Below are 20618 nucleotides of genomic sequence, written 5' to 3'. Positions count from 1 at the left end.
TCTGCCTGATTTTGGTTGGATGATGTGCTTCCATCGGACCTTATGAAAGTCAGGAGAAAATTATGATAGATCGCTATGCACGACCGGAAATGCAAGTTTTGTTCACGGATGCCTTTCGCTTCGAAACGTGGCTCAACGTTGAACTGTATGCTGCTGAAGCTTTTGCGAAGCAGGGCATTATTCCCCATGAAGATATGGAAAAACTGCGTCGTAATGCATCTTTCGATATTGCGAGAATATATGAAATTGAACAAGAAACACGCCATGATGTTGTTGCGTTCACGCGTGCTGTAAGTGAAACACTGGGCGATGAAAAACGATGGATCCATTATGGACTAACAAGTACCGATGTTGTCGATACTGCATACGGTGTAATTTATAAACGTGCCAATGACATTCTTGAACAGGATATTGTTGCAATGATTGCGACACTAAAAAAACAAGCGATACGTTATAAAAATACGCCGTGTATTGGTCGTACTCATGGGATCCATGCTGACATAACAAGTTTTGGACTGAAGTTTGCGTTATGGTATGACGAAATGGAACGCCAACTTGAACGCTTTAAAACAGCGAGACGCGATATCGAGGCAGGGAAAATCAGTGGTGCAGTCGGAAACTTTGCGAACACGGCACCGTTTGTTCAAGATTATGTTTGTGAGAAATTGGGTTTGACTTCAACTAATATTTCAACTCAAGTCTTGCAACGTGATCGTCATGCTGCCTATATGTCAGTAGTAGCGCTCATTGCGACATCAATTGAAAAGATGGCCACTGAGATTCGTCACTTACAACGAACAGAAGTCGGTGAATTGGAAGAGTTCTTTAATAAAGGCCAAAAAGGGTCTTCAGCAATGCCGCATAAACGGAATCCGATTGGTAGTGAGAATATGAGTGGTTGTGCACGGGTTATTCGTGGTTATATGGTTACGGCCTTTGAAAATGTTGCTTTGTGGCATGAACGTGACATTTCGCACTCAAGTGCAGAACGTATTATATTTCCAGATGCCATCATGCTTCTTGATTACATGATAAATCGTTTCAATCGTATACTTGATGGTTTGGTCGTTTATGAAGAGCGTATGCTGGCCAATATTAACTTAACCCATGGCGTTATCTTCGCACAACGTGTTATGACTGTACTAATCGATCAAGGTGCATTCAGCCGTGAGGATGCCTATGATGTGGTTCAACCCCTTGCGATGACCGCATATAGTACGCATGTTGATTTTAGAACACTCGTTCGCGAGGAACCGGTAATTTCAGCGACCTTGACACCAGAACAGCTGAACGATTGCTTTGATTTGGATTTCTTTTTGAAACAAGTTGATACAATCTTTGAAAGGGTAGGAATCCATGGAAAATAAGAAATGCATTGGTTGCGGAAGCATCTTACAAATTGATAATAGTGATGCCCGTGGTTATGCGCGCTCACTCGATAACGATTACTGTCAATCATGTTTTAGATTACGACACTATCGTGATTTTAAACGAGTTAAGGCGGAAGTTGATGATGGTGCAACATTAGCGTTCATTGATAATTTCAAAGGGAATATTTTTTGGGTTATCGATATTATGCATTTAAACCAAAGTTTGCACACAGGATTGATGCGCTCGTTGCGTAATAAAAAAGTTGTTCTCGTTGTTAATAAACGTGATCTACTTCAAAAAAGTGTATCGAATAATAAACTTGAACAATCACTCATGCGCTCACTTCGCGATGAAGATGTTGAACTGATGGAAGTTATGTTTGTATCAGCGCTTAAACGTCAGACACTTGAGCCCATGCTTGAATATTTAGAAAATGATGACTGTGCTTTTGTAGGATGTGTTAATGCAGGGAAGTCATCGCTCTTAAATGCACTACTGGGAAATGAAGACTTATCGGTTTCTCCAGTTGCATCGACGACTGCAGACGTTCTCAAAATCGAAACTGGAATTGGCAATGTTTATGACACACCAGGATTGAGCAATGAGACAGCGTTAATTGCAAAATTTGATGATCAAGCTCTGGTGACATTATCACCACAAAAGACAATCAAGCCCGTTGTTTTTCAACTTTATGAAAAACAAACCATTGTTTTTGGAAATCTTGGCGCCATTACATTAACCCCACAAAAAACGGTCAATGTCATTTCATACATTCCATTTCCATTAAAACGGGTTAGGCCGGAACGGATGGAAGCCAATCTTGCGCTGGATCATGACTTTATGATTCACAATCCGGAATACAAGAAAAAGAAATGGCCGAAAATGGGCGATCGAATTGATATCGAAATATTTGATATTGGTTTTATTACCATTCAAGGTGAAACACTTGAAATAGAAACAAACTTTGACAAATCGTGTGAGATTGTCATCAGAAAGGCGATAATTTAATGTTAAATAAAGATCAATTAAAAGAGTTACGACGCTTATCCCATCATGAGAATGCGTTGGTATCTGTAGGAAAGAATGGTTTAACACCGACACTGCTTGAGAGTTTCGAGGCTTCACTTTTAGCCCATAACTTGGTGAAAGTATCCATTCAAAAAAACTCTGAAACGACGAAAGAAGCATTAATTGCTGAAATAGAAGATCGTTTTGGTGCCTATACCATTAGTAAAGTAGGGCGTGTGGTCGTTTTCTATCGTTACAACGCAAAGGGTCGCATTAAAGTTTGAGACATGTAATTTTGTTTGGGGGGAGTTTTGACCCCATTCATTACGGTCATTTGGAAATGGCGAAACAAGCCCTACGTCAGCGCCATGCAGATGAGTTATGGTTTATACCAAGTAAATTGAATCCTTTTAAAACAGGTTCGAGTTCCTTTGAGGATCGAGTTGCAATGATAAAGATGATGACCTATGGTTTTGATTCCTTTCGTGTTGAAACAATTGAGAACTCACTGCCAAGCCCTTCATACTCTATAGACACTGTTAATGCATTGCGGAAGTTGCATCCTGATACGGTCTTTGATTGGCTCATTGGCGCAGATCAATTACCAAGAATGCATGAATGGAAGTCTTTTGATACATTAAAAGAAAAGGTTAATTTCATTGTCTATGCACGCGATCAGGATATCGTTGATAGCCCGTATCCACTCATTGTGGGGGCATTAATGGACGTCAGTTCCACTGCCATTCGAAACGGTCACACAACACAAACAAAGCCGTCAATTCTACGCTATATGATGGAAAAGGGGCTTTATTTGGAAGTGATGATTCGAAGTCGACTCTCAGAGTTTCGTGCCGAACATGTCATTCGTGTTCGTGATCTTGCGCTCGAAATTGGCGAACATTATGGTTTGAAAAAGGAAACAATTGCATTAGCTGCGATGTGTCATGATCTGTGCAAAGAGGATTCTTTGGAGGATTTAACACGTGCAATGCGTGCATCGTATCCGGATAAAATTAGTCTTGCCCCTGCAATCTATCATGGATTTGCAGCAGCCCATGAACTCTCAACCCGCTATTATATCCGAAATAAACAGGTGTTGAGTGCCATTCGCGGTCATGTTACTGGGGCGTCGCATCATCCGCTTGGTATGATTCTTTACATTGCTGACAAGTGTGAGCGCGGACGGCCTCATGATAATGAAGCACTAATTGCTTTAAGTAAAGTTGATTTAAACGCTGCTTTTCGTCAATTGAAACGACAACAAGCAGCCTATGAACAGAGAAAAAGGAGTACCCATGAGTAAATTATTAGATATTATTACCACAACATTGGATGCTAAAAAAGCAAATGATATTGTTGTGATTGATTTTAAACAAGAAAACCCATTGTATGATTATTTTGTGGTCGCGGATGCACCAAGTTTGCGACAAATCAATGCGGTTGCTGAAGATGTTGTGGATGCCATTGAGAAAGCTGGATTTGGTGTAAAGCATATCGAGCGTGAACGTGAGTCTACATGGATTCTAATTGATGCGTTTGATGTTGTTGTACATCTATTCTTAACGGAAGAACGTGGTCATTACAACCTTGAAAAACTCTATCAGGATCTCATCTAATGAAATCGTATTATGATGCATTATTCTACGATGAAGCAGGGGCACGTCGTTACTTTAACTTTGTTAAAGATCATGCAGTTGGCAATACCTTGCTCGAGTTTGCATGCGGAACGGGTGATGTATTGAACATGCTCGCACCGACATTTGCTGTGACAGGGATCGATATTGACCCTGAAATGATCGAACAGGTTCCGGTGAAGTTTCCGCATCTTGCTGATAAAGTCAGTGTGGGCGATTTTTTAGATTATTCAAGTGATCAAAAGTTTGATACCGTTGCGTGCATTGGTGACAGTACCAATTACATACTCACCCCTGAGGATTTGCAACGGTTTATCACTACGATGGTCGGCGTATCCGATCACATCATTGTTGATTGCCATCATCCTTATCGTTTGCGAGAATTTTCAGATGATTACTATGAAGAAGGTTCAACAGATGCATTTGACTATGCTTATCAAATCGAGGTTAACGGAGAACACTTAGTGCATGTCATTAACTTTCTCGACGGAACCTTTGATTCCATTTATCAGTGGGTGTTTGATCCACATATCTTGATTGATGGTTTTAGCGCGCAAGGGTATCATGTTTCGGTTTATACTGATTATGAACATGAAGGATTCCTCCCAGAAGGTGAGAAAATTGTCCTGGTTGCTACAAAGGAGACTGTATGATTGTTATTATTGGTGCAATGATTGAAGAAGTGCAAGCATTGACGGCGCTTATGGAAGATAGTATTGAAGTGGATGTCCACCATGTTAAGACGTGGCAAGGTACATTGAGTGGTAAAAGTGTAGTGGTTGCACTGAGTGGTGTTGGTAAGGTTAATGCAGCATATACTGCCTCAACACTCATTCAAGCATTCAAGCCTGAAGCGGTATTGAATATTGGGAGTGCTGGCGGTTTGCAATTAGACCAAAAAGTCGGGGATATTGTTGTTGCGACGCAATTACAGTATCACGACCTCTTTATTGGACCGGATACGCACACCGACCCACGATTCATTTTCTCAAGTAATCCTACGCTTGTGAACCTTGCCCAGGATGTCTTACAAACAATGGATAAACCGTATCATGTGGGACTTATTGTAACGGGAGATCAATTTATTACAAAACATCAACCTGAATTTAAACGTATTCAAGAAGTGTTCACGGATGCCATCTGTGTCGAAATGGAGGCGGCAGCCATTGCCGCAGTTTGCCAACGATCAAAAACACCGTTCATTGTTTTAAGAGGTCTTTCCGATGTTACTTTTGAAGATGGAAATGAAATTACGTTTGATGAGTATTTGCCAGTAGCTGCAAAGAACTCGGCCCTAATTTGTAAGTTATTTGTTGATAAACTATAATAAGAGTAGCAATACTCTTTTTTTATATGGAGGCATCGTATGATATCGTATCTGAATGATTTATTTCAAGGTGAGTTTGAACTGACTTCCTACAGATCTCATAATCAACATTTTGTGGGTTTTAGCCTCAAATATGGCATGCGTTTGTTTGTAAAATGCTATCCCGAGTTTTCTTATTTTAATAATGAGTTTATGTACTATCAAGCAACCCATCCCAATGCGCTGATTCATGTTGATGCCAAGAAGTTGCTTATTGCGTATCCATATGTTGATTATCAAAGTGTTGGCGCAATTGAACCGCGTGCTCTTGGAGCAATGCTCGCAAAATTTCACAACGCCGCACCGAAGATTGTTGGATTGAAATCTGCTGATTTTCCATCGATTCGTGTGCGTGAACTTCATGGGCGCATGAAGGAACATGCAGGTTATGACCAATTGAAACAGGCCTTTCTCAGCATAGAGCCCGATGTCCACGTAGCTGATGCAGAATTTGACAATTTGGATACGTGTGTCATTCATGGTGACTTCTTGCTCAATAATATCAAACGCAGTAATGATGAGAACGTTCTGATTGATTTTGAAATGGTTGCTCATGATATTGCTGCAGCAGATTGCATTGGCATGTTTCAAGACACACTTGTCGATGATGTATCAAGACGTGCGTTTGTGGATGGATACCAAGCGATACGGCCCCTACAAATTCCAAGTCGATCACTGTTTCGTGTTCTTTGGTTTCTGCGTGCTATGCACTATATTGATTATGGGGTAAGACTTCGTGATCTTCGTTATGAATCTTTAGGAGTTGAGCTTATTACAAGACTTTTCGCTGCATAAGAAAGGACATTCTGAATGAGAATGTCCTTTTTAGTCAAGTTCTTTTTTAAAAATGCGCTGTTCTTTGGTCGAGGAATACCCCATGCTTTCATAGAATGCGTGGGCTCCGTGGCGGTGGGTGCCTGAGCCCAATCGGATAAGGGAGATACCATGCAATTGTGCTTCGTGCTCCAAACTATTCATTAATTGGCGTCCTACACCTTGACCTTGATACCGTGTATCGGCAGCAAGTTCCATTATTAAGTATTCTTGTGGTGCAAGAAATGAGGTGTAAAGGCAAAAGTGAATGTACCCAATGACGGTATTGTCATCCAATGCGACATAGATGGTGTGATCAGGATTAATCAGCGCAGCATTTAGTTGTTGGGTTGTTAGTTCAAGGGAAATATCATATCCCAAGGATTCCTTATTGATGGTGTTGATGGATAGGGCATCGCTTTGTATTGCTTCTCGAATTGTAAATGTCATAAAGTGACTCCTTGTCATAAAAAAACGGTCCTATGATTTATAAGGACCGGTCCAAAGTTTATTGTTGAAGAACCATGTACGAAGTTCATCACTTGTCATTGGTTTGTTGGTATCAAATGAAATACTTGATTTTGTCACCAACGTATTCTTTGAGGTATCATAACTTGCATAAATAAATGCGGGATATGAATCAACACTAAACATGTTTTTTAAACGTGTCACCGTCATTTCTTGTGACGATGTCATATCAACAGATACGATATTAGGTGTCGGGCGTTCTGCTTGCTCCATTGCTAGGGGTGTCAAGACTGTATCGATTACATAATCGGAGTCTGCGTTTCCATCGCGGAGTAAGAAGACGTGCTCACCAGGATTTTCTTTAGCAAATTCTGATATTTCACTTAATTTTATAGAGTGAGTGATAACGGAATCCACGGTATCGACAGTTCGCGACATCGCTACTGTTTCACTACCGAATTGTCTGTACAATACAACGAATGTTGCGACAAGCGCGACAGCTGTAAATGCAATAAATAAGATTCTTTTTCGCATATTTCCTCCTAACTCATATAGATAACAATACCACGATGATACGAATAAATCAAATATGCAGTTTAAAAACTTCAATTCTTAGTCTATATACGCTATAATAACTACGGTGAGAATGGGGGTTTCTATGTTCCTCAAGAAAATTGAAATGCAAGGGTTTAAATCCTTTGCGGACAGAGTAATTATAAATTTTGACGATCCAGTAACCGGTGTTGTTGGACCTAACGGTTGTGGTAAGAGTAATATCAGTGATGCAATACGCTGGGTACTTGGAGAGCAATCCGTTAAATCGATGCGTGGGTCAAGCATGACTGACGTTATTTTTAATGGTTCTGAGAATCGTAAAAAGGTAAATTTAGCCGAAGTAACACTTGTTTTTGACAATGAGCATAAGGTGTTGAACAGTGAATATGAAGAAGTTGAAGTGACGCGTCGCTTGTATCGTGATACACGTGAATCGGAATATCTAATTAATAAGGTTTCATGTCGCTTGCGTGATATTCATGACTTGGTCATGGATACAGGTCTAGGGCGTGATTCTCTATCGATCATTTCACAAGGGACGATTTCATATTTTGCAGAAGCAAAACCATTAGAACGTCGGGTAATCTTCGAAGAAGCAGCCGGAGTGTCAAAATACAAAAAGCGTAAAATTGAGTCGATTAGTAAGCTTGAACGTACCAAAGAAAACATGGATCGTATGCAAGATATTGTTGATGAGGTGGAACGCCAAGTCAATTCGTTGAAACGCGCTGCAAAAAAAGCAGAACTCTATAAGAACAAAAAAGAGATGCTTCAAGAAGTTGAGGTGTCTGTTTTAGTGCGTGATATCAAAGAGTTCACCGATGCCAATGAAAAGATAAAAGAACAGATGTTTAAAGTAGATGCTGAGATTGCATCGATTGAAACAAGTGAAGGGGTCTATGATCACGAACTTGAAGCTAAGCGTCAAGAAATGTATAAGATGGATCAAGATATATCCAAGGCACAAGAACTGATGATGTCGTATGTTCGCGAAATTGGACTCTTAGAGACGCGTAAGGTTGAAATTGATGAGCGTCGTAAATACACACTTGAGGTTGGTGATAAAAAAGCCAAAGCACAAGAAATGTATGCATTAATGAATGACGCGAAACTTGAGTATGATGACCGAAAAGAGCGCCATACTGAGTTGAGTGCTGAAGTTGAGTTCTTGGTTGAGTCTAACTACGAGCGCAATCGCAAGATTGCTGACCAACAACAATCCGTTGGAACATTGCAATCTGCAATCAATCAATTGTCCAATCGTCTTGATATTATTAATTCAAGACTTGAAAGACCGTTTGAATCCAATCATGGTGTGCAAGCAGTTATGAACAACAAGGCGTCACTGTTTGGAATTCATGATGTTATCGGAAATGTGTTTACAGCGAAAGATGATTATGAAGTTGCCATTACAACAGCGCTTGCTGGCTCAATTATGCATTTGGTAACGGATGATGATAAGGCTGCGGTGAATGCCATTAATTTCCTAAAGAAAAATGGTGCAGGTCGGGCTACATTTATACCTTTAAGTGTTGCGAGACCGCGTAGTGTTGCCAATGATGCAGTTACGGTTGCAACGCATGCGCAAGGTTACTTGGGTGTTGCGAGTGACTTTGTAATCAATGATGAAGTGTACGATGATTTACGTGACAGCCTCTTAGGCAATGTCTTGGTTGTCGATACGATTGAATCTGCGAATGTTATCGCCAAGCGTCTTCAGTACAACTATAAACTCGTTACTTTAGATGGTGATGTTATTCATCGTGGTGGTACCATGTCCGGTGGTAAAAACAGAGCAAATAATACATCGATGTTGACCCTTAAACGTGACAAGGAAAATCTTGAGACAGAGATTGCTGCCAAAAAAGATGCCTTGATTAATGAAGAAAATTTGATGAATAAACTCAATATCGAGAATAAAGATGCTGGTGATACACTCATGCAACGCCGTATTGCGCTTGCACAGTTGGAACCACTCTTGGATGTAAAACGATCCAAATACGAACGCTTAAAAATGGAATACGAAGAAATGAATCCCGATGAAATAGCGCCTGAAGAGCAAGGGGATGACATTGTTGTTCAACTTAACCGTGCATATATGGAACGGGATGAGTTGACGACAAATCTTGCATTACTGCGAGAACGTCGTCATGCATTGAGTGGCGATATCCAACGAAAAGAAGTATTAATTCGTCAATACCGTACCGATTTGAACAAATTAACCCAAGAGCGTCATGGGTTAATCTTGGAAACAACCAAGAATAATACCAAGCTCGAATCTGGGTTGGAACGTTTGTCTTCAGAATACCAAATGACATTCGACTATGCTTTAGAGAATATTTACGATGAAGATGCAGCGATGAGTCGTGATGAAGTCCTTAAACTTCGCAATGAAATCAATGCATTGGGTAATGTAAACCTTGAAGCGCCGGAAGAATATGCAGAAACAAGTGAGCGTTTTGAGTTCTATACAAAACAACTCGGTGATCTTGTCGAAGCGCGCGATAAACTTTTAAGTGTTATTGAAGAGATGGACGAAATTATGGTCGTTCAGTTCAAAGAAATGTTTGATAAGATTAACAAGGAACTACCGATTGTCTTTAGTGCACTCTTTGGAGGCGGTAAGGCTAAGTTGATTCTTGAAGACGAAAATGATCTTCTTAATACAGGTGTTGATATTGATGTGCAACCCCCAGGGAAATCAGTTCAAAACATTCGACTCTTCTCTGGTGGTGAGAAATCACTGATTGCAATTTCAACTTTGTTTGCGATTTTAAAAGCACGTCATGTACCTTTATGTATTTTTGATGAGGTAGAAGCTGCTCTTGATTCTGCAAACGTTGAACGATTTGCGAACTATATTCGCAACTTTAGTGATGATACACAGTTTATTGTTATTACACACCGTCCTGGTACAATGGCTCAAGCAGATGTTCTGTATGGAGTCACAATGCCAACGAAAGGTGTTTCATCAATGTTGCGTGTTAAGTTAGATGAAGCGATTGAATTGAAGGAGGCACAAGCATAATGGGATTCTTTGATAAATTAAAGAAGTCTTTTTCTAAAAAAGAAGACAAAGAATTGTATTCGACTGGACTGAATTCTACGAAGGCTACTTTTGGAAATAAATTGAAAGAAATGTTCGTTGGAAAACCAAAATTTGATGACGCGTGGTATGACCATTTACTTGCCGTGCTTATTCAATCGGACGTTTCACTCAAAAGTGCACAAAAAATAATCAAGGCATTTCGCAAAGAAATTAAGCCTTCAATGACGCAAGAAGAGAGTTTAGAGACACTTGCGGACGTTATGTACCGTCAGTATGGCGAAAACATCACGCCGTACGCACTTGCAGATGGTCGTCTAAATGCTATACTAGTTGTTGGTGTAAATGGCTCGGGTAAAACTACCACTTGTGCCAAGCTTGCGTACCATTATAAAGAAGAAGGAAAGAAAGTACTTCTTGTTGGTGGTGACACATTTAGAGCAGCCGGGAGTAATCAGCTAAAGGTGTGGGCTGACGAAATTGGTGTTGACTTTATTGGTGGTGACGAAGGTCGCGATGCTGCATCGGTTTATGTTGATGCTGCACGCCATGCAAAAGAAAATAACTATGACATTATGATTTGTGATAGTGCAGGTCGATTGCAGAATAAAGTCAATCTCATGAATGAACTTGCAAAGATGAAACGTGTTCTTGAACGTGAAGTCGGATCAATTGATCATACATATCTTGTCATTGATGGGAATACGGGACAAAATGGGTTGTCGCAAGCAAAATTATTTACCGAAGTAACGCCGGTCGACTCACTTATTGTAACGAAACTCGATGGTTCACCAAAAGGTGGTGTGCTCCTCAGTATCAAGGATGAACTTGGTATCAAGGTGAGTCACATTGGTTTGGGTGAAAAAATGGAAGATTTACGTCCATTTGACATTGAGGCCTACCTCTACAATCTTGTGAGTGGTAGTTAAGATGGGTGTTGAAAAAGCAGTTTTTCTTAACAAACTGTTTGATTATTATGAGAGTTTGCTGACAGAGCGTCAGCGTGAAGTATTCACGTACTATTATCATGAAGATTTATCGTATCAAGAAATTGCCGATATCTTAGAAATCAGTCGTGCGGCAGTATTCGATAATTTGAATCGTACCACGAAATTATTGGAAGAGTATGAAGCAAAGTTAGGGATGGCACAGACCTACGAAAACTTGTTCATTCAACTCAATGCGCTAAATAATGATGATGTAAACACAATACTCGAGACATTCGAAAAAGGGAGAAAACTATGAAAGTATTAGCAGTTAACGCTGGATCAAGTTCACTAAAATTCCAGCTCTTAGATATGCCAGAAGCAACAGAACTTGTAAATGGTATTGTAGAACGTATTGGATTGAATGACTCAATCCTTACATTTAAATATGATGGTAAAAAAGAAACAATCACACTTGATATTCCAGACCATAAAATGGCTGCAGATCTTGTATTAAAAGGTCTTGTAGAGAAAAATATTGTTTCTGATTTGGGTGATATTGAAGCAGCTGGACACCGTGTTGTTCATGGTGGGGAATATTTCACAGGTTCCGTAATCTGTGATGACTATTCAATTGGAAAAGTTGAAGAACTTTCAGATCTTGCACCATTGCATAATCCTGCAAACCTAATTGGTTACCGTGCATTTAAAGAAGCATTACCAACTGCAACGCACATCTTTGCATTTGACACTGCATTCCACCAAACAATGCCTGAAGAAGTATACATGTATGCTTTACCATACAGCTACTACACAGATCATCAAGTTCGCCGTTACGGTGCTCATGGTGTATCACATGATTATGTATCAAAACGTGTTGCTGAACTTATGGGACGCGATTCCAAAGGGCTTAATGTTATCACATTACACTTAGGAAACGGTGCATCAGTCAGTGCAGTTAAAGATGGAATCTGTGTTAATACATCGATGGGATTCACACCACTTGCTGGACTAATCATGGGAACACGTACTGGTGATTTGGATCCTGCAATCGTTACGTATCTCATGCGTAAAGAAAATCTAACTGCTGAAGAAGTACTTGATATCTTCAACAAGAAATCAGGAATGGCTGGAATCAGTGGTATTTCAAGTGATGCTCGTGATATTGAAAATGCAATTGAAGAAGGTCACGAACGTGCAATCTTAACACGTAAAATGTATGCACAACGTGCTCTTGAGTATGTGGGCGCATATGCAATGCAATTGGGTCATGTTGATGCAATCGTCTTTACTGCTGGATTGGGTGAAAATGATGGCGGAACACGTGAATCCATTATTGATGTTATCCAAGAAGGTCTTGGAATTGAGTACGATCGTGAATTAAATCTTAAAACACGTGGTAAAGAAATGAAATTAAGTACTGATGCATCAAAAGTTGATGTTTGGGTAGTACCAACAAACGAAGAACTCATGATTGCGCAAGACGCATACCGTATTCATAATGAACAACAATAATCAAGAATTACTCAAACTTATTGAATCTTACGATACCATTGCTGTTTTCCGTCACGTGAATCCTGACGGAGATGCATTGGGGTCACAATGTGGATTTGCGAAGTGGGTTAAACACAATTATCCAGAAAAAACAGTTTATTTACTGGGTTCAAATGAACACAATTACAAGATTTACCCAATGATGGACGATGTTTCTGATTTGGGAGTGTTCTTAGCTGTTGTAATTGATACAGCAAATCGTCCTCGCATTGATGATGAGCGTTACTTGCTTGGTGACAAACTTGTTAAGATTGATCATCATCCTGAAGTCGATCCATATGGTGATGTACAAATTGTCGACACCAAGCGGGGAAGTGCATGTGAAATCGTAACAGATGTTTTACGTTCCTTTGATAAGGAATTTACAGAAGATATTGCTAATACGTTACTAAGTGGTATTTTGACAGATACGATTCGATTTTCAGTTGAGGCAGTATCATCAAAAACTCTTCAGTCTGCTGCGTACCTTATGGATCAAGGGGCAAATATTACAAAGTTAAATCAAGATTTGTTTACCATGCCACGTGCAGTATTTGAGTTAAAAAATAAAATTGTTCAAAATGTTCAAGTTAAGAACGCATTCTCATACATCGTGATGGATAAAACACAACTCGAAGCAATCAACTCAACAAGCCGTGAAGTTAAAGGCTTTGTTAATGTGATGTCTGGAATTGAGGAATTCGCAATTTGGGCAATCTTCACACAAGAAGAAGATGGATTGTTTGAAGGTTCCGTCCGCTCACGCAATAATACAATTAATGATATTGTTGCTGAATTTGGCGGTGGGGGCCATCGACTTGCATCGGGCGTCAGTGGTCTTACTTTAGAACAAAGAGATGCGCTGATTGCTGCTTTAGCAAAACGGAGTACTGAATAAGAATTAAGACAACATATCGTTGTCTTTTTTATACCACATCTTGTTCAATATAATATTGAATCAACAATTATTGAACAAAGTAGAGTTCTTTGCTATAATATTAAGTATGGAAAATACACAGAAGATGAAGGAAATATTTGATACATTAAATCTAGGGGTCGCAAAAAATGTTTCGAAACTTGGAGGTTTAACAAATAAGAATTATCGCGTCGAAACATTAGAGAATGACTTTGTCGTTCGATTACCAGGCAAAGATACGGATAAGATAATCGATCGTGCAGATGAAGCGACGATTGTTAAAGCCATTGAACCTTTGGGGATTGATGCGCCACTTACAATGTTTGATGATGTATCGGGATTAAAGATATGCGAACATATTCCAGGTGCCATTACTATGAACACAAAAATGATGCAAGAACCACACTATCAATTGAAGGTTGCGCATCTCCTGAAAACACTTCATAAGGATGCGCCAAATGTTCCTGTCAAATTTGATGTTTTGGAGATGATTGAACGTTACGAACGTACGATTAAAAGTGCATCGGGCTATCTACCTCAAGACTATGAGACGACTAAAACGGATATTGTAGGAATTCAAAAAGCTTATGATGACCCTTCGATTGTTGATGTTTTGAGTCACAATGATCCACTTCCTGAGAATTTTATTCTTAGTTCTGATGGGGGTCTTTATCTGGTTGACTGGGAGTACGGGGGGATGAATTCACCATATTGGGATGTCGCGGATGTGTCGATTGAATCAGCATATGATTTTGCACAAGATGAGCGCTTTCTACATGCATATTTAGGTCATAAGCCAACATCAAGTGACTGGCATCAATTCAATCTGAACAAGCTCTACATTGACCTGTTATGGAGTTTATGGGGATATGTTCGAGAGACATTAAAAGAGGAACATGAGGTTGAGGACTTTATTATGTACGGTAATGATCGATTTGCACGTCTCAAAAGAAACCTTCGAAAATTTAAAGAATCCATAAATTAAGCAGCGAGTCGCTGCTTTTCTCATGAAAGATACGGTGGCTCTTTAGCGCTTACAATAGTATAATAGGTATGGAGGAAAAAACATGATTAACATAATAAAACAATTTGACTTTGAAGGAACATTACAATCCTATAAACCTACTGGGAATGGTCACATTAATGATACATTTCTCGTAGATTGTGGAACACATAAATATGTAACACAACGTATTAATCACCATATTTTTACAAAACCACTTGCACTTATGGAGAATGTAGCGCTGGTTACAGCACATATTCGCGATGTCGTTGCACAACAGGGTGGCGATGTTGAAAGGGAAGTGTTACAAATTATTAAGACAAAGGAAGGGAATTCACTAACACAAGATAATGATGGCTACTATTGGCGGTCTTATCAGTTTATTGACGATGCAATGTCTTTGGATTTGGTTGAAAATCCTGATGATTTTTACGAAAGTGGGTATGCGTTTGGAAACTTCCAAGCCCAACTTGCTGATTTCCCTGTAGCATCGTTAAACTTCACGATTGATGATTTTCACAACACGCCTGTTCGTTTTAAAGCGTTTTCTGATTCTGTTTCCCGTGATGCAGCCGGCCGGGTGGAGTCTGTTAAGAAGGATATCGATTTCTTCATTGAACGTGAAGCGTTTATGTCTTCATTATGGGATTTGCATGAGCAAGGTTTGTTGCCACTCAAGGTAACGCATAATGATACCAAGCTAAACAATGTTATGCTTGATAATAAGACTGGAAAAGGGATCTGTGTCGTTGATTTGGATACAGTGATGCCTGGATTTTCAGTTGATGACTTTGGGGATGCAATTCGATTTGGTGCTAGTACAGCACTTGAAGATGAAAAAGACCTTGATAAAGTTTCGTTTGATTTGAATCTTTATGATGTGTTTACAAAGGGATTTATTAAAGGTGGTGCCGGAACATTTACAGATATTGAGTTGGATAATTTCGCTGTAGGTGCTAAAATGATGGCATTGGAGTGTGGGATGCGATTCCTCACGGATTATCTGAATGGTGATACCTACTTCAAAACAGCGTATGACGACCACAATCTTGTGCGTGCGCGTACGCAAATGAAATTAGTCGCAGACATGGAATCAAACTGGGATGCGATGAATGCAATAGTTGGTAAGTACAAATAGGAGGCAACGATGCGTGTATTAGTAACGGGTGGTGCAGGATATATTGGAAGCCACACAAGTATTGAATTGTTGAATCAAGGTCACGAAGTTGTGATTGTTGATGATTTTAGTAATTCGAATAAAATTGCAGTAGATCGTATAGAATCAATTTCAGGAAAAAAAGTTACACTTTATAATTTCAATATTTTGGATCTTGTTCAGTTATCTGCTGTATTTGATCAAGAAAAGATTGATGCAGTCATTCACTTCGCAGCATTTAAAGCAGTCGGTGAATCGGTTTCGAAACCTATTGAGTATTACACAAATAACATAAGCGGACTGATCGGTCTTCTTAATGTGATGCGTGACCACAATGTCAAGAATATTATTTTCAGTTCATCAGCAACCGTTTATGGCTCACCAAAGTCGAATCCGATTCGTGAAGACTTTGAACTTTCAACGACAAATCCATATGGGGCAACGAAACTCATGACTGAAGACATTCTTAAGGACGTTGCAAAAGCCGATCCAGAGTGGAATGTTGTTATTCTTCGTTATTTCAATCCAGTGGGTGCACATGAAAGTGGGCTTATTGGTGAGGACCCTGCAGGAATTCCAAACAACCTTGTACCATACATTACGCAAGTTGCGGTAGGGAAACTGGAAAAACTTGCTGTGTTTGGCGATGATTATGATACAGTAGATGGAACCGGTGTTCGTGATTATATTCATGTTGTTGATTTGGCGCTCGGCCATGTCGCAGCATTAAAGAAAATTGCTGAAATTGCAGGGTATGTTGTATACAACCTTGGAACTGGTGTTGGATATTCAGTATTGGAAATGGTTAAGGCGTTTAGCGATGTTTCTGGTGTTGAAATTCCTTACGAAATTAAAGAACGCCGTCCTGGTGATATTGCAACATGTTTTGCAGATCCAGAAAAAGCACGCACTGAATTGGGTTGGGAAGCAAAATTCGACCTTAAAAAAATGAGTGAAGACTCATGGCGATGGCAAAGTCAAAATCCAAACGGATACAAAAAATAACAAAAGAGCGCACCATGCGTTCTTTTAATTTGGTACATGGGTTATAATAGGTGAAAAGGGGTGAGACTGTGATACATCTAAGTGTTCGAAGTTCCTATTCATTGCTGAATGGACTTATGTCAATCGATGACATTGTTGGATTGGCCAAAGAAAACAATATGTCTGCGGTTGCTCTTACCGATCATCATGTTTTGTTTGGTGCCCTAAATTTTCAAAAAGCATGCGAGAAGCAGGGTATTAAGCCCATATTTGGACTTGAGGTTACGATTGACGTTGAAGACGGTCATTATACATCACTCCTCTTGGCAAAGAATAACGCAGGATATCAAGGTTTGATGCATCTTGCTTATCAATTGAGTGTTCGCAAATCAATTACCCTTGAAGATATTTTGGTGTACAATCGAAATCTCATTTTTATTGCATATTCTGAGGATGGTCCTTTCGAAAGTGATCTGCTTAAGGATAATCTTGAGGCAGTCGCCGAAAATATTCGGTCATTAAAGGAACGCTTCCCATCATTTTATGTTGGCATCTCGCACCAAGAATCGAGTTTCTTTCACACCAGCAATGCAAAACTGGATGAACTTGCCCGATTTAACGATGTTGAGACTGTCGCAGTTCCCAAAGTCTATTATCGAGAACAAGGGGATGAAGAAGCTTTTCGTGTTGTCCAAGCCATTGATCGTGGTACATATTTAGAGGATAAAACACTTGTGTCCGCTCCCAATCGATTTTTCTACACCCCTGAAGCGATGGCAAACATGTATCATGAACGTCAACTGAAACTCACCGAAGACATTGCGGCCATGTGCTCTGTCGATGTTTTTGCCATTACAACGCGACTCCCTCATTTTATTACAAATCAAGATGTCGATAATGCAACCTATTTAAGCAAGCTCAGTGAATTTGGATTGAAAAAACGACTGGGTGATGCCTTGTCTGATGGTTATACCAAACGATTAAACTATGAATTGTCAGTAATTAACAACATGAATTTTACGGACTATTTCCTTATCGTTTATGATATTATTCGCTACGCAAAGAAAGAGTCAATCTATGTGGGTCCAGGGCGTGGTAGTGCAGCGGGTTCTCTTGTTGCTTATTCATTGGGAATTACTGAGATCGATCCGATTGCCTATGATCTTATCTTTGAGCGCTTCTTGAATCCGGAACGTATTTCGATGCCCGATATTGATATTGACTTCCCCGATGACAAGCGACATCTTGTTATTGAATATGTCAAACACAAATATGGCGATGATCATGTAGCCAACATTGTAACGTTTGGAACACTGCGTGCTCGGCAAGCATTTCGTGACGTCGGACGTGTTTTGCAAATTCCGATTCGAAGTGTTGATACGGGAGCAAAATTGATATCCGCAAGTTATTTATCAGAAAACTATGAGAATGTTCCAAAATTCAGAACCTTTATCAATGCAGAGAAAAGCCACCAACGGTGTTATCAATTGGCACTTAAAGTCGAGGGACTCATGCGCCATGCCTCTGTGCATGCTGCAGGTGTGGTTCTATCATCAACGTCGCTTCAAGATGTTGTGCCGATTTTGAAAATGGATGAGGAAACACAAGTTACCCAATATGACATGGTGCACCTTGAAGAAATCGGACTGGTAAAGATTGACTTCTTAGGATTACGAAATCTGACAATAATTGATAACATATCGAAGCAAATCAATCAGACGAAGCCATTCAATATTATGAAAATCCCATTGGATGACACCAAGACGTTTGAGCTACTTTCTCAGGCAGAAACTGTGGGTGTATTTCAATTGGAGTCCGATGGTATGAAAGCCTTGCTTCGCAAATTGAAGCCCAATCGTTTTATGGATATTGTTGATACCATCGCGCTTTATCGACCAGGACCAATGGAAAATATACCCATGTACCTTAGTTTGCGAGAACATCCAGAGCAGGTAACATACCTTCATCCGAAACTTAAAGAAATTACCGAGAGTACACATGGTATCTTGGTCTATCAAGAACAAATCATGCAAGTTGCTCAGATCATGGCTGGATTTACGCTTGGAAAAGCGGATATCTTACGGAAGGCGATGGGTAAAAAGAATGCAAAAGAGCTCGACAGTCTTCGTGATGATTTTATTGCAGGATGCATCAACAATGGGCATAGCGAGAAACTTGCAGTTGAACTGTTTGATTTAGTACAAAAGTTTGCGAACTATGGGTTCAATAAATCGCATTCGGTTGCCTACGGTTTGATTGCCTACCAACTTGCATACTTAAAAGCAAACTATTCTCATATGTTCTATACATATTTGTTAACCAGTGTTTTGGGAAGTGATGTGAAAACACGTCAATACATTGATGAATGCAGACGTCGTAATGTATTGTTAATGAGTCCCAACCTTGAACTCAGCCAAGCCATCTATACACTTGAAGGTGTGAAGATTCGTTTGCCGTTCACACTTATTAAAGGGATTACGACCGCAACAAGTACGATGATTGTATCGGAACGCGAAAAAAATGGCAGTTATGTTTCATTCAATGATGCGATAAGCAGGCTAAATTTAATCGGTATTAAGAAAGCACAATTCGAATCTTTAATTAAAGGTGGTGCGTTTGATTACTTCGGTTACAACCGTCTGGCCATGCTTGCTTCGTTGGAAGAAGCAATTCGATATGCCAACATCATTAAAGTTGATCGCGGCGATGAAAAGTACTTAAATTATGGTTTGATTAGCGAGCCTTTGTTTACGGAGGTCACAGATAACCAACGGACATCGTTAAATTTTGAGAAAGAAATGTTGGGTTTCTATTTTACAGAGCATCCAGTTGTTGCACTTAAACAAAAACACGATACGGATTCGATTGTGAATGTCGTACCGCGTGATAAATATTATCGTGTTATTGCTATGGTTGAAACTGTGAAGAACCATCGTGCAAAAAACGGTAAAATGATGGCGTTCTTAGGAATCAGTGATGACACTGGGACCATGGATGCAGTTGTATTTCCTGACCTATATGATAAAGTTAAGGATATCTTGTCAGTTGGTTCGCTGGTACTTATAAAAGGAAATATACGCGATAAAGAATCGATTATCGTTCAAGATATTGTCAAGTTTGAAAACAACTAGTGTTTTCGTGTATTATTAACATAACGAGAGGTGATACAAATGATAAAATTTTTAATTGTAGATGATGAAGAAAAAATCCGCGAGGTTGCCAAAGAGTATGCGAAAGCTTCGGGTTTGGTATGTGATGAAGCATCAGATGGTGCAGAAGCAATTGAAATGATTAAGGAAGATGACTATGATGTTGTTGTTCTCGATATTATGATGCCTAATTTGGATGGGTTCACAGCATGTCGTGAAATTAAGAAAATAAAAGATGTCCCCATTATTATGCTTTCAGCACGCCAAGAAGAATTCGATAAACTGCTCGGATTCGAATTGGGAATAGACGACTATGTCACAAAACCGTTTTCACCACGAGAACTCATGGCGAGAATCAAAGCTGTTGCAGAACGTGCAAAAGGGTTGAAGCACTCTGTCTACACTTATGGTGGGCTTGAAGTTGATATCACAGGTCGAAATTTAGTTGTTGACGGTGAACGCATCAACGTCACACCCAAAGAGTTTGATTTGCTTGTCTTCTTAATTCAACACAAGGATCAAGCGTTATCCCGTGATGTTTTACTCGATAAGGTTTGGAATTACAATTATTATGGCGATTACCGTACCGTGGATACGCACATCAAAATGTTACGTCAAAACTTGGGACCTTACCGTGATTACATTGTAACGGTACGTGGAACGGGTTATAAGTTTGAAGTCCTCAACTAA

20 protein-coding genes are annotated in these 20618 nt (G+C 39.7%); 18 read left to right on the top strand and 2 right to left on the bottom strand.

The annotated features are described in order from the left end of the window. Window positions 1–62 precede the first annotated feature (62 nt). Genes purB through G7062_RS07400 form a run of 8 tightly spaced genes read left to right on the top strand, consistent with a single transcriptional unit; the run spans window position 63 to window position 6174 of the window. On the top strand, window positions 63–1367 hold the full coding sequence (gene purB / locus G7062_RS07435; RefSeq protein WP_166065281.1) for an adenylosuccinate lyase: 1305 nt from the start codon (window positions 63–65) through the stop codon (window positions 1365–1367). Next, the gene (gene rsgA, locus G7062_RS07430) at window positions 1357–2379 is read left to right on the top strand and encodes a GTPase RsgA (RefSeq protein WP_166065280.1); all 1023 of its coding nucleotides are present in this window, start codon (window positions 1357–1359) and stop codon (window positions 2377–2379) included. Before purB ends, rsgA begins: the two co-directional genes overlap by 11 nt. Next, window positions 2379–2663 (top strand): YhbY family RNA-binding protein, encoded by a 285-nt coding sequence (locus G7062_RS07425; protein ID WP_166065279.1) that lies wholly within the window; start codon window positions 2379–2381, stop codon window positions 2661–2663. Before rsgA ends, G7062_RS07425 begins: the two co-directional genes overlap by 1 nt. Further along, a complete protein-coding gene (nadD, locus tag G7062_RS07420; RefSeq protein WP_166065278.1) occupies window positions 2660–3682 on the top strand; it encodes a nicotinate (nicotinamide) nucleotide adenylyltransferase in 1023 nt (340 codons plus the stop codon). The genes G7062_RS07425 and nadD overlap by 4 nt, the downstream gene beginning before the upstream one ends. Beyond that, complete coding sequence (gene rsfS, locus G7062_RS07415; RefSeq protein ID WP_166065277.1) at window positions 3675–3995, top strand: ribosome silencing factor; 321 nt, start codon at window positions 3675–3677, stop codon at window positions 3993–3995. Before nadD ends, rsfS begins: the two co-directional genes overlap by 8 nt. Continuing rightward, complete coding sequence (locus tag G7062_RS07410; protein WP_166065276.1) at window positions 3995–4666, top strand: bifunctional 2-polyprenyl-6-hydroxyphenol methylase/3-demethylubiquinol 3-O-methyltransferase UbiG; 672 nt, start codon at window positions 3995–3997, stop codon at window positions 4664–4666. Before rsfS ends, G7062_RS07410 begins: the two co-directional genes overlap by 1 nt. Then, a complete protein-coding gene (locus tag G7062_RS07405) occupies window positions 4663–5340 on the top strand; it encodes a 5'-methylthioadenosine/adenosylhomocysteine nucleosidase (protein WP_166065275.1) in 678 nt (225 codons plus the stop codon). Before G7062_RS07410 ends, G7062_RS07405 begins: the two co-directional genes overlap by 4 nt. 39 nt (window positions 5341–5379) lie before the next feature. Further along, on the top strand, window positions 5380–6174 hold the full coding sequence (locus tag G7062_RS07400; protein ID WP_166065273.1) for a phosphotransferase enzyme family protein: 795 nt from the start codon (window positions 5380–5382) through the stop codon (window positions 6172–6174). Between the two features lie 30 nt (window positions 6175–6204). Here G7062_RS07400 and G7062_RS07395 read toward each other — a convergent pair whose 3' ends face one another. Together G7062_RS07395 and G7062_RS07390 are read right to left on the bottom strand one after the other, a co-directional pair. Further along, window positions 6205–6642, bottom strand: coding sequence for a GNAT family N-acetyltransferase (locus tag G7062_RS07395; protein WP_166065272.1), 438 nt, complete (start codon window positions 6640–6642; stop codon window positions 6205–6207). A 30-nt stretch (window positions 6643–6672) separates the two neighbouring features. Further along, window positions 6673–7194 (bottom strand): hypothetical protein, encoded by a 522-nt coding sequence (locus G7062_RS07390; protein WP_166065271.1) that lies wholly within the window; start codon window positions 7192–7194, stop codon window positions 6673–6675. 124 nt (window positions 7195–7318) lie between these two features. On the opposite strand from G7062_RS07390, the gene G7062_RS07385 reads away from it, so the two are divergent. The 10 genes from G7062_RS07385 to G7062_RS07340 all read left to right on the top strand — a co-directional run bounded on the left by G7062_RS07385 (window position 7319) and on the right by G7062_RS07340 (window position 20618). Then, window positions 7319–10243, top strand: coding sequence for a chromosome segregation protein SMC (locus G7062_RS07385; protein WP_166065270.1), 2925 nt, complete (start codon window positions 7319–7321; stop codon window positions 10241–10243). Continuing rightward, entirely contained in the window at window positions 10243–11190 is a 948-nt protein-coding gene (ftsY, locus tag G7062_RS07380) for a signal recognition particle-docking protein FtsY (RefSeq protein ID WP_166065269.1), read from the top strand. The genes G7062_RS07385 and ftsY overlap by 1 nt, the downstream gene beginning before the upstream one ends. Before the next feature lies 1 nt (window position 11191). Beyond that, window positions 11192–11506: a YlxM family DNA-binding protein gene (ylxM, locus tag G7062_RS07375; protein WP_166065268.1), complete on the top strand. Its 315-nt coding sequence runs from the start codon at window positions 11192–11194 to the stop codon at window positions 11504–11506. Continuing rightward, complete coding sequence (locus G7062_RS07370; protein ID WP_166065267.1) at window positions 11503–12702, top strand: acetate/propionate family kinase; 1200 nt, start codon at window positions 11503–11505, stop codon at window positions 12700–12702. Before ylxM ends, G7062_RS07370 begins: the two co-directional genes overlap by 4 nt. After that, the gene (locus G7062_RS07365; RefSeq protein ID WP_166065266.1) at window positions 12689–13618 is read left to right on the top strand and encodes a bifunctional oligoribonuclease/PAP phosphatase NrnA; all 930 of its coding nucleotides are present in this window, start codon (window positions 12689–12691) and stop codon (window positions 13616–13618) included. The genes G7062_RS07370 and G7062_RS07365 overlap by 14 nt, the downstream gene beginning before the upstream one ends. Window positions 13619–13742: 124 nt before the next feature. After that, window positions 13743–14621: a choline kinase family protein gene (locus tag G7062_RS07360; protein ID WP_166065265.1), complete on the top strand. Its 879-nt coding sequence runs from the start codon at window positions 13743–13745 to the stop codon at window positions 14619–14621. A gap of 82 nt (window positions 14622–14703) precedes the next feature. Then, on the top strand, window positions 14704–15777 hold the full coding sequence (locus G7062_RS07355) for a phosphotransferase enzyme family protein (RefSeq protein ID WP_166065264.1): 1074 nt from the start codon (window positions 14704–14706) through the stop codon (window positions 15775–15777). A 9-nt stretch (window positions 15778–15786) separates the two neighbouring features. Then, a complete protein-coding gene (gene galE / locus G7062_RS07350; protein WP_166065263.1) occupies window positions 15787–16800 on the top strand; it encodes a UDP-glucose 4-epimerase GalE in 1014 nt (337 codons plus the stop codon). Window positions 16801–16868: 68 nt separating this feature from the next. After that, window positions 16869–19910 carry a DNA polymerase III subunit alpha gene (gene dnaE, locus G7062_RS07345; RefSeq protein WP_166065262.1) on the top strand — a complete coding sequence of 1014 codons (3042 nt, stop codon included), beginning with the start codon at window positions 16869–16871 and terminating at the stop codon, window positions 19908–19910. A 39-nt stretch (window positions 19911–19949) separates the two neighbouring features. Further along, on the top strand, window positions 19950–20618 hold the full coding sequence (locus G7062_RS07340) for a response regulator transcription factor (protein WP_166065261.1): 669 nt from the start codon (window positions 19950–19952) through the stop codon (window positions 20616–20618).

The sequence above is a fragment of the Erysipelothrix sp. HDW6C genome, from assembly GCF_011299615.1.
Lineage (GTDB): Bacteria > Bacillota_I > Bacilli_A > Erysipelotrichales > Erysipelotrichaceae > Erysipelothrix.
The sequence above is the reverse complement of the archived record's forward strand: the minus strand, read 5'-3'. Positions and strand labels throughout refer to the sequence as shown.

Coding starts and splice junctions, on each gene's coding strand:
- purB (WP_166065281.1), top strand. CDS start 63: ATGATAGATCGCTATGCACGACCGGAAATGCAAGTTTTGTTCACGGAT.
- rsgA (WP_166065280.1), top strand. CDS start 1,357: ATGGAAAATAAGAAATGCATTGGTTGCGGAAGCATCTTACAAATTGAT.
- G7062_RS07425 (WP_166065279.1), top strand. CDS start 2,379: ATGTTAAATAAAGATCAATTAAAAGAGTTACGACGCTTATCCCATCAT.
- rsfS (WP_166065277.1), top strand. CDS start 3,675: ATGAGTAAATTATTAGATATTATTACCACAACATTGGATGCTAAAAAA.
- G7062_RS07410 (WP_166065276.1), top strand. CDS start 3,995: ATGAAATCGTATTATGATGCATTATTCTACGATGAAGCAGGGGCACGT.
- G7062_RS07405 (WP_166065275.1), top strand. CDS start 4,663: ATGATTGTTATTATTGGTGCAATGATTGAAGAAGTGCAAGCATTGACG.
- G7062_RS07400 (WP_166065273.1), top strand. CDS start 5,380: ATGATATCGTATCTGAATGATTTATTTCAAGGTGAGTTTGAACTGACT.
- G7062_RS07395 (WP_166065272.1), bottom strand. CDS start 6,642: ATGACATTTACAATTCGAGAAGCAATACAAAGCGATGCCCTATCCATC.
- G7062_RS07390 (WP_166065271.1), bottom strand. CDS start 7,194: ATGCGAAAAAGAATCTTATTTATTGCATTTACAGCTGTCGCGCTTGTC.
- G7062_RS07385 (WP_166065270.1), top strand. CDS start 7,319: ATGTTCCTCAAGAAAATTGAAATGCAAGGGTTTAAATCCTTTGCGGAC.
- ftsY (WP_166065269.1), top strand. CDS start 10,243: ATGGGATTCTTTGATAAATTAAAGAAGTCTTTTTCTAAAAAAGAAGAC.
- ylxM (WP_166065268.1), top strand. CDS start 11,192: ATGGGTGTTGAAAAAGCAGTTTTTCTTAACAAACTGTTTGATTATTAT.
- G7062_RS07370 (WP_166065267.1), top strand. CDS start 11,503: ATGAAAGTATTAGCAGTTAACGCTGGATCAAGTTCACTAAAATTCCAG.
- G7062_RS07365 (WP_166065266.1), top strand. CDS start 12,689: ATGAACAACAATAATCAAGAATTACTCAAACTTATTGAATCTTACGAT.
- G7062_RS07360 (WP_166065265.1), top strand. CDS start 13,743: ATGAAGGAAATATTTGATACATTAAATCTAGGGGTCGCAAAAAATGTT.
- G7062_RS07355 (WP_166065264.1), top strand. CDS start 14,704: ATGATTAACATAATAAAACAATTTGACTTTGAAGGAACATTACAATCC.
- galE (WP_166065263.1), top strand. CDS start 15,787: ATGCGTGTATTAGTAACGGGTGGTGCAGGATATATTGGAAGCCACACA.
- G7062_RS07340 (WP_166065261.1), top strand. CDS start 19,950: ATGATAAAATTTTTAATTGTAGATGATGAAGAAAAAATCCGCGAGGTT.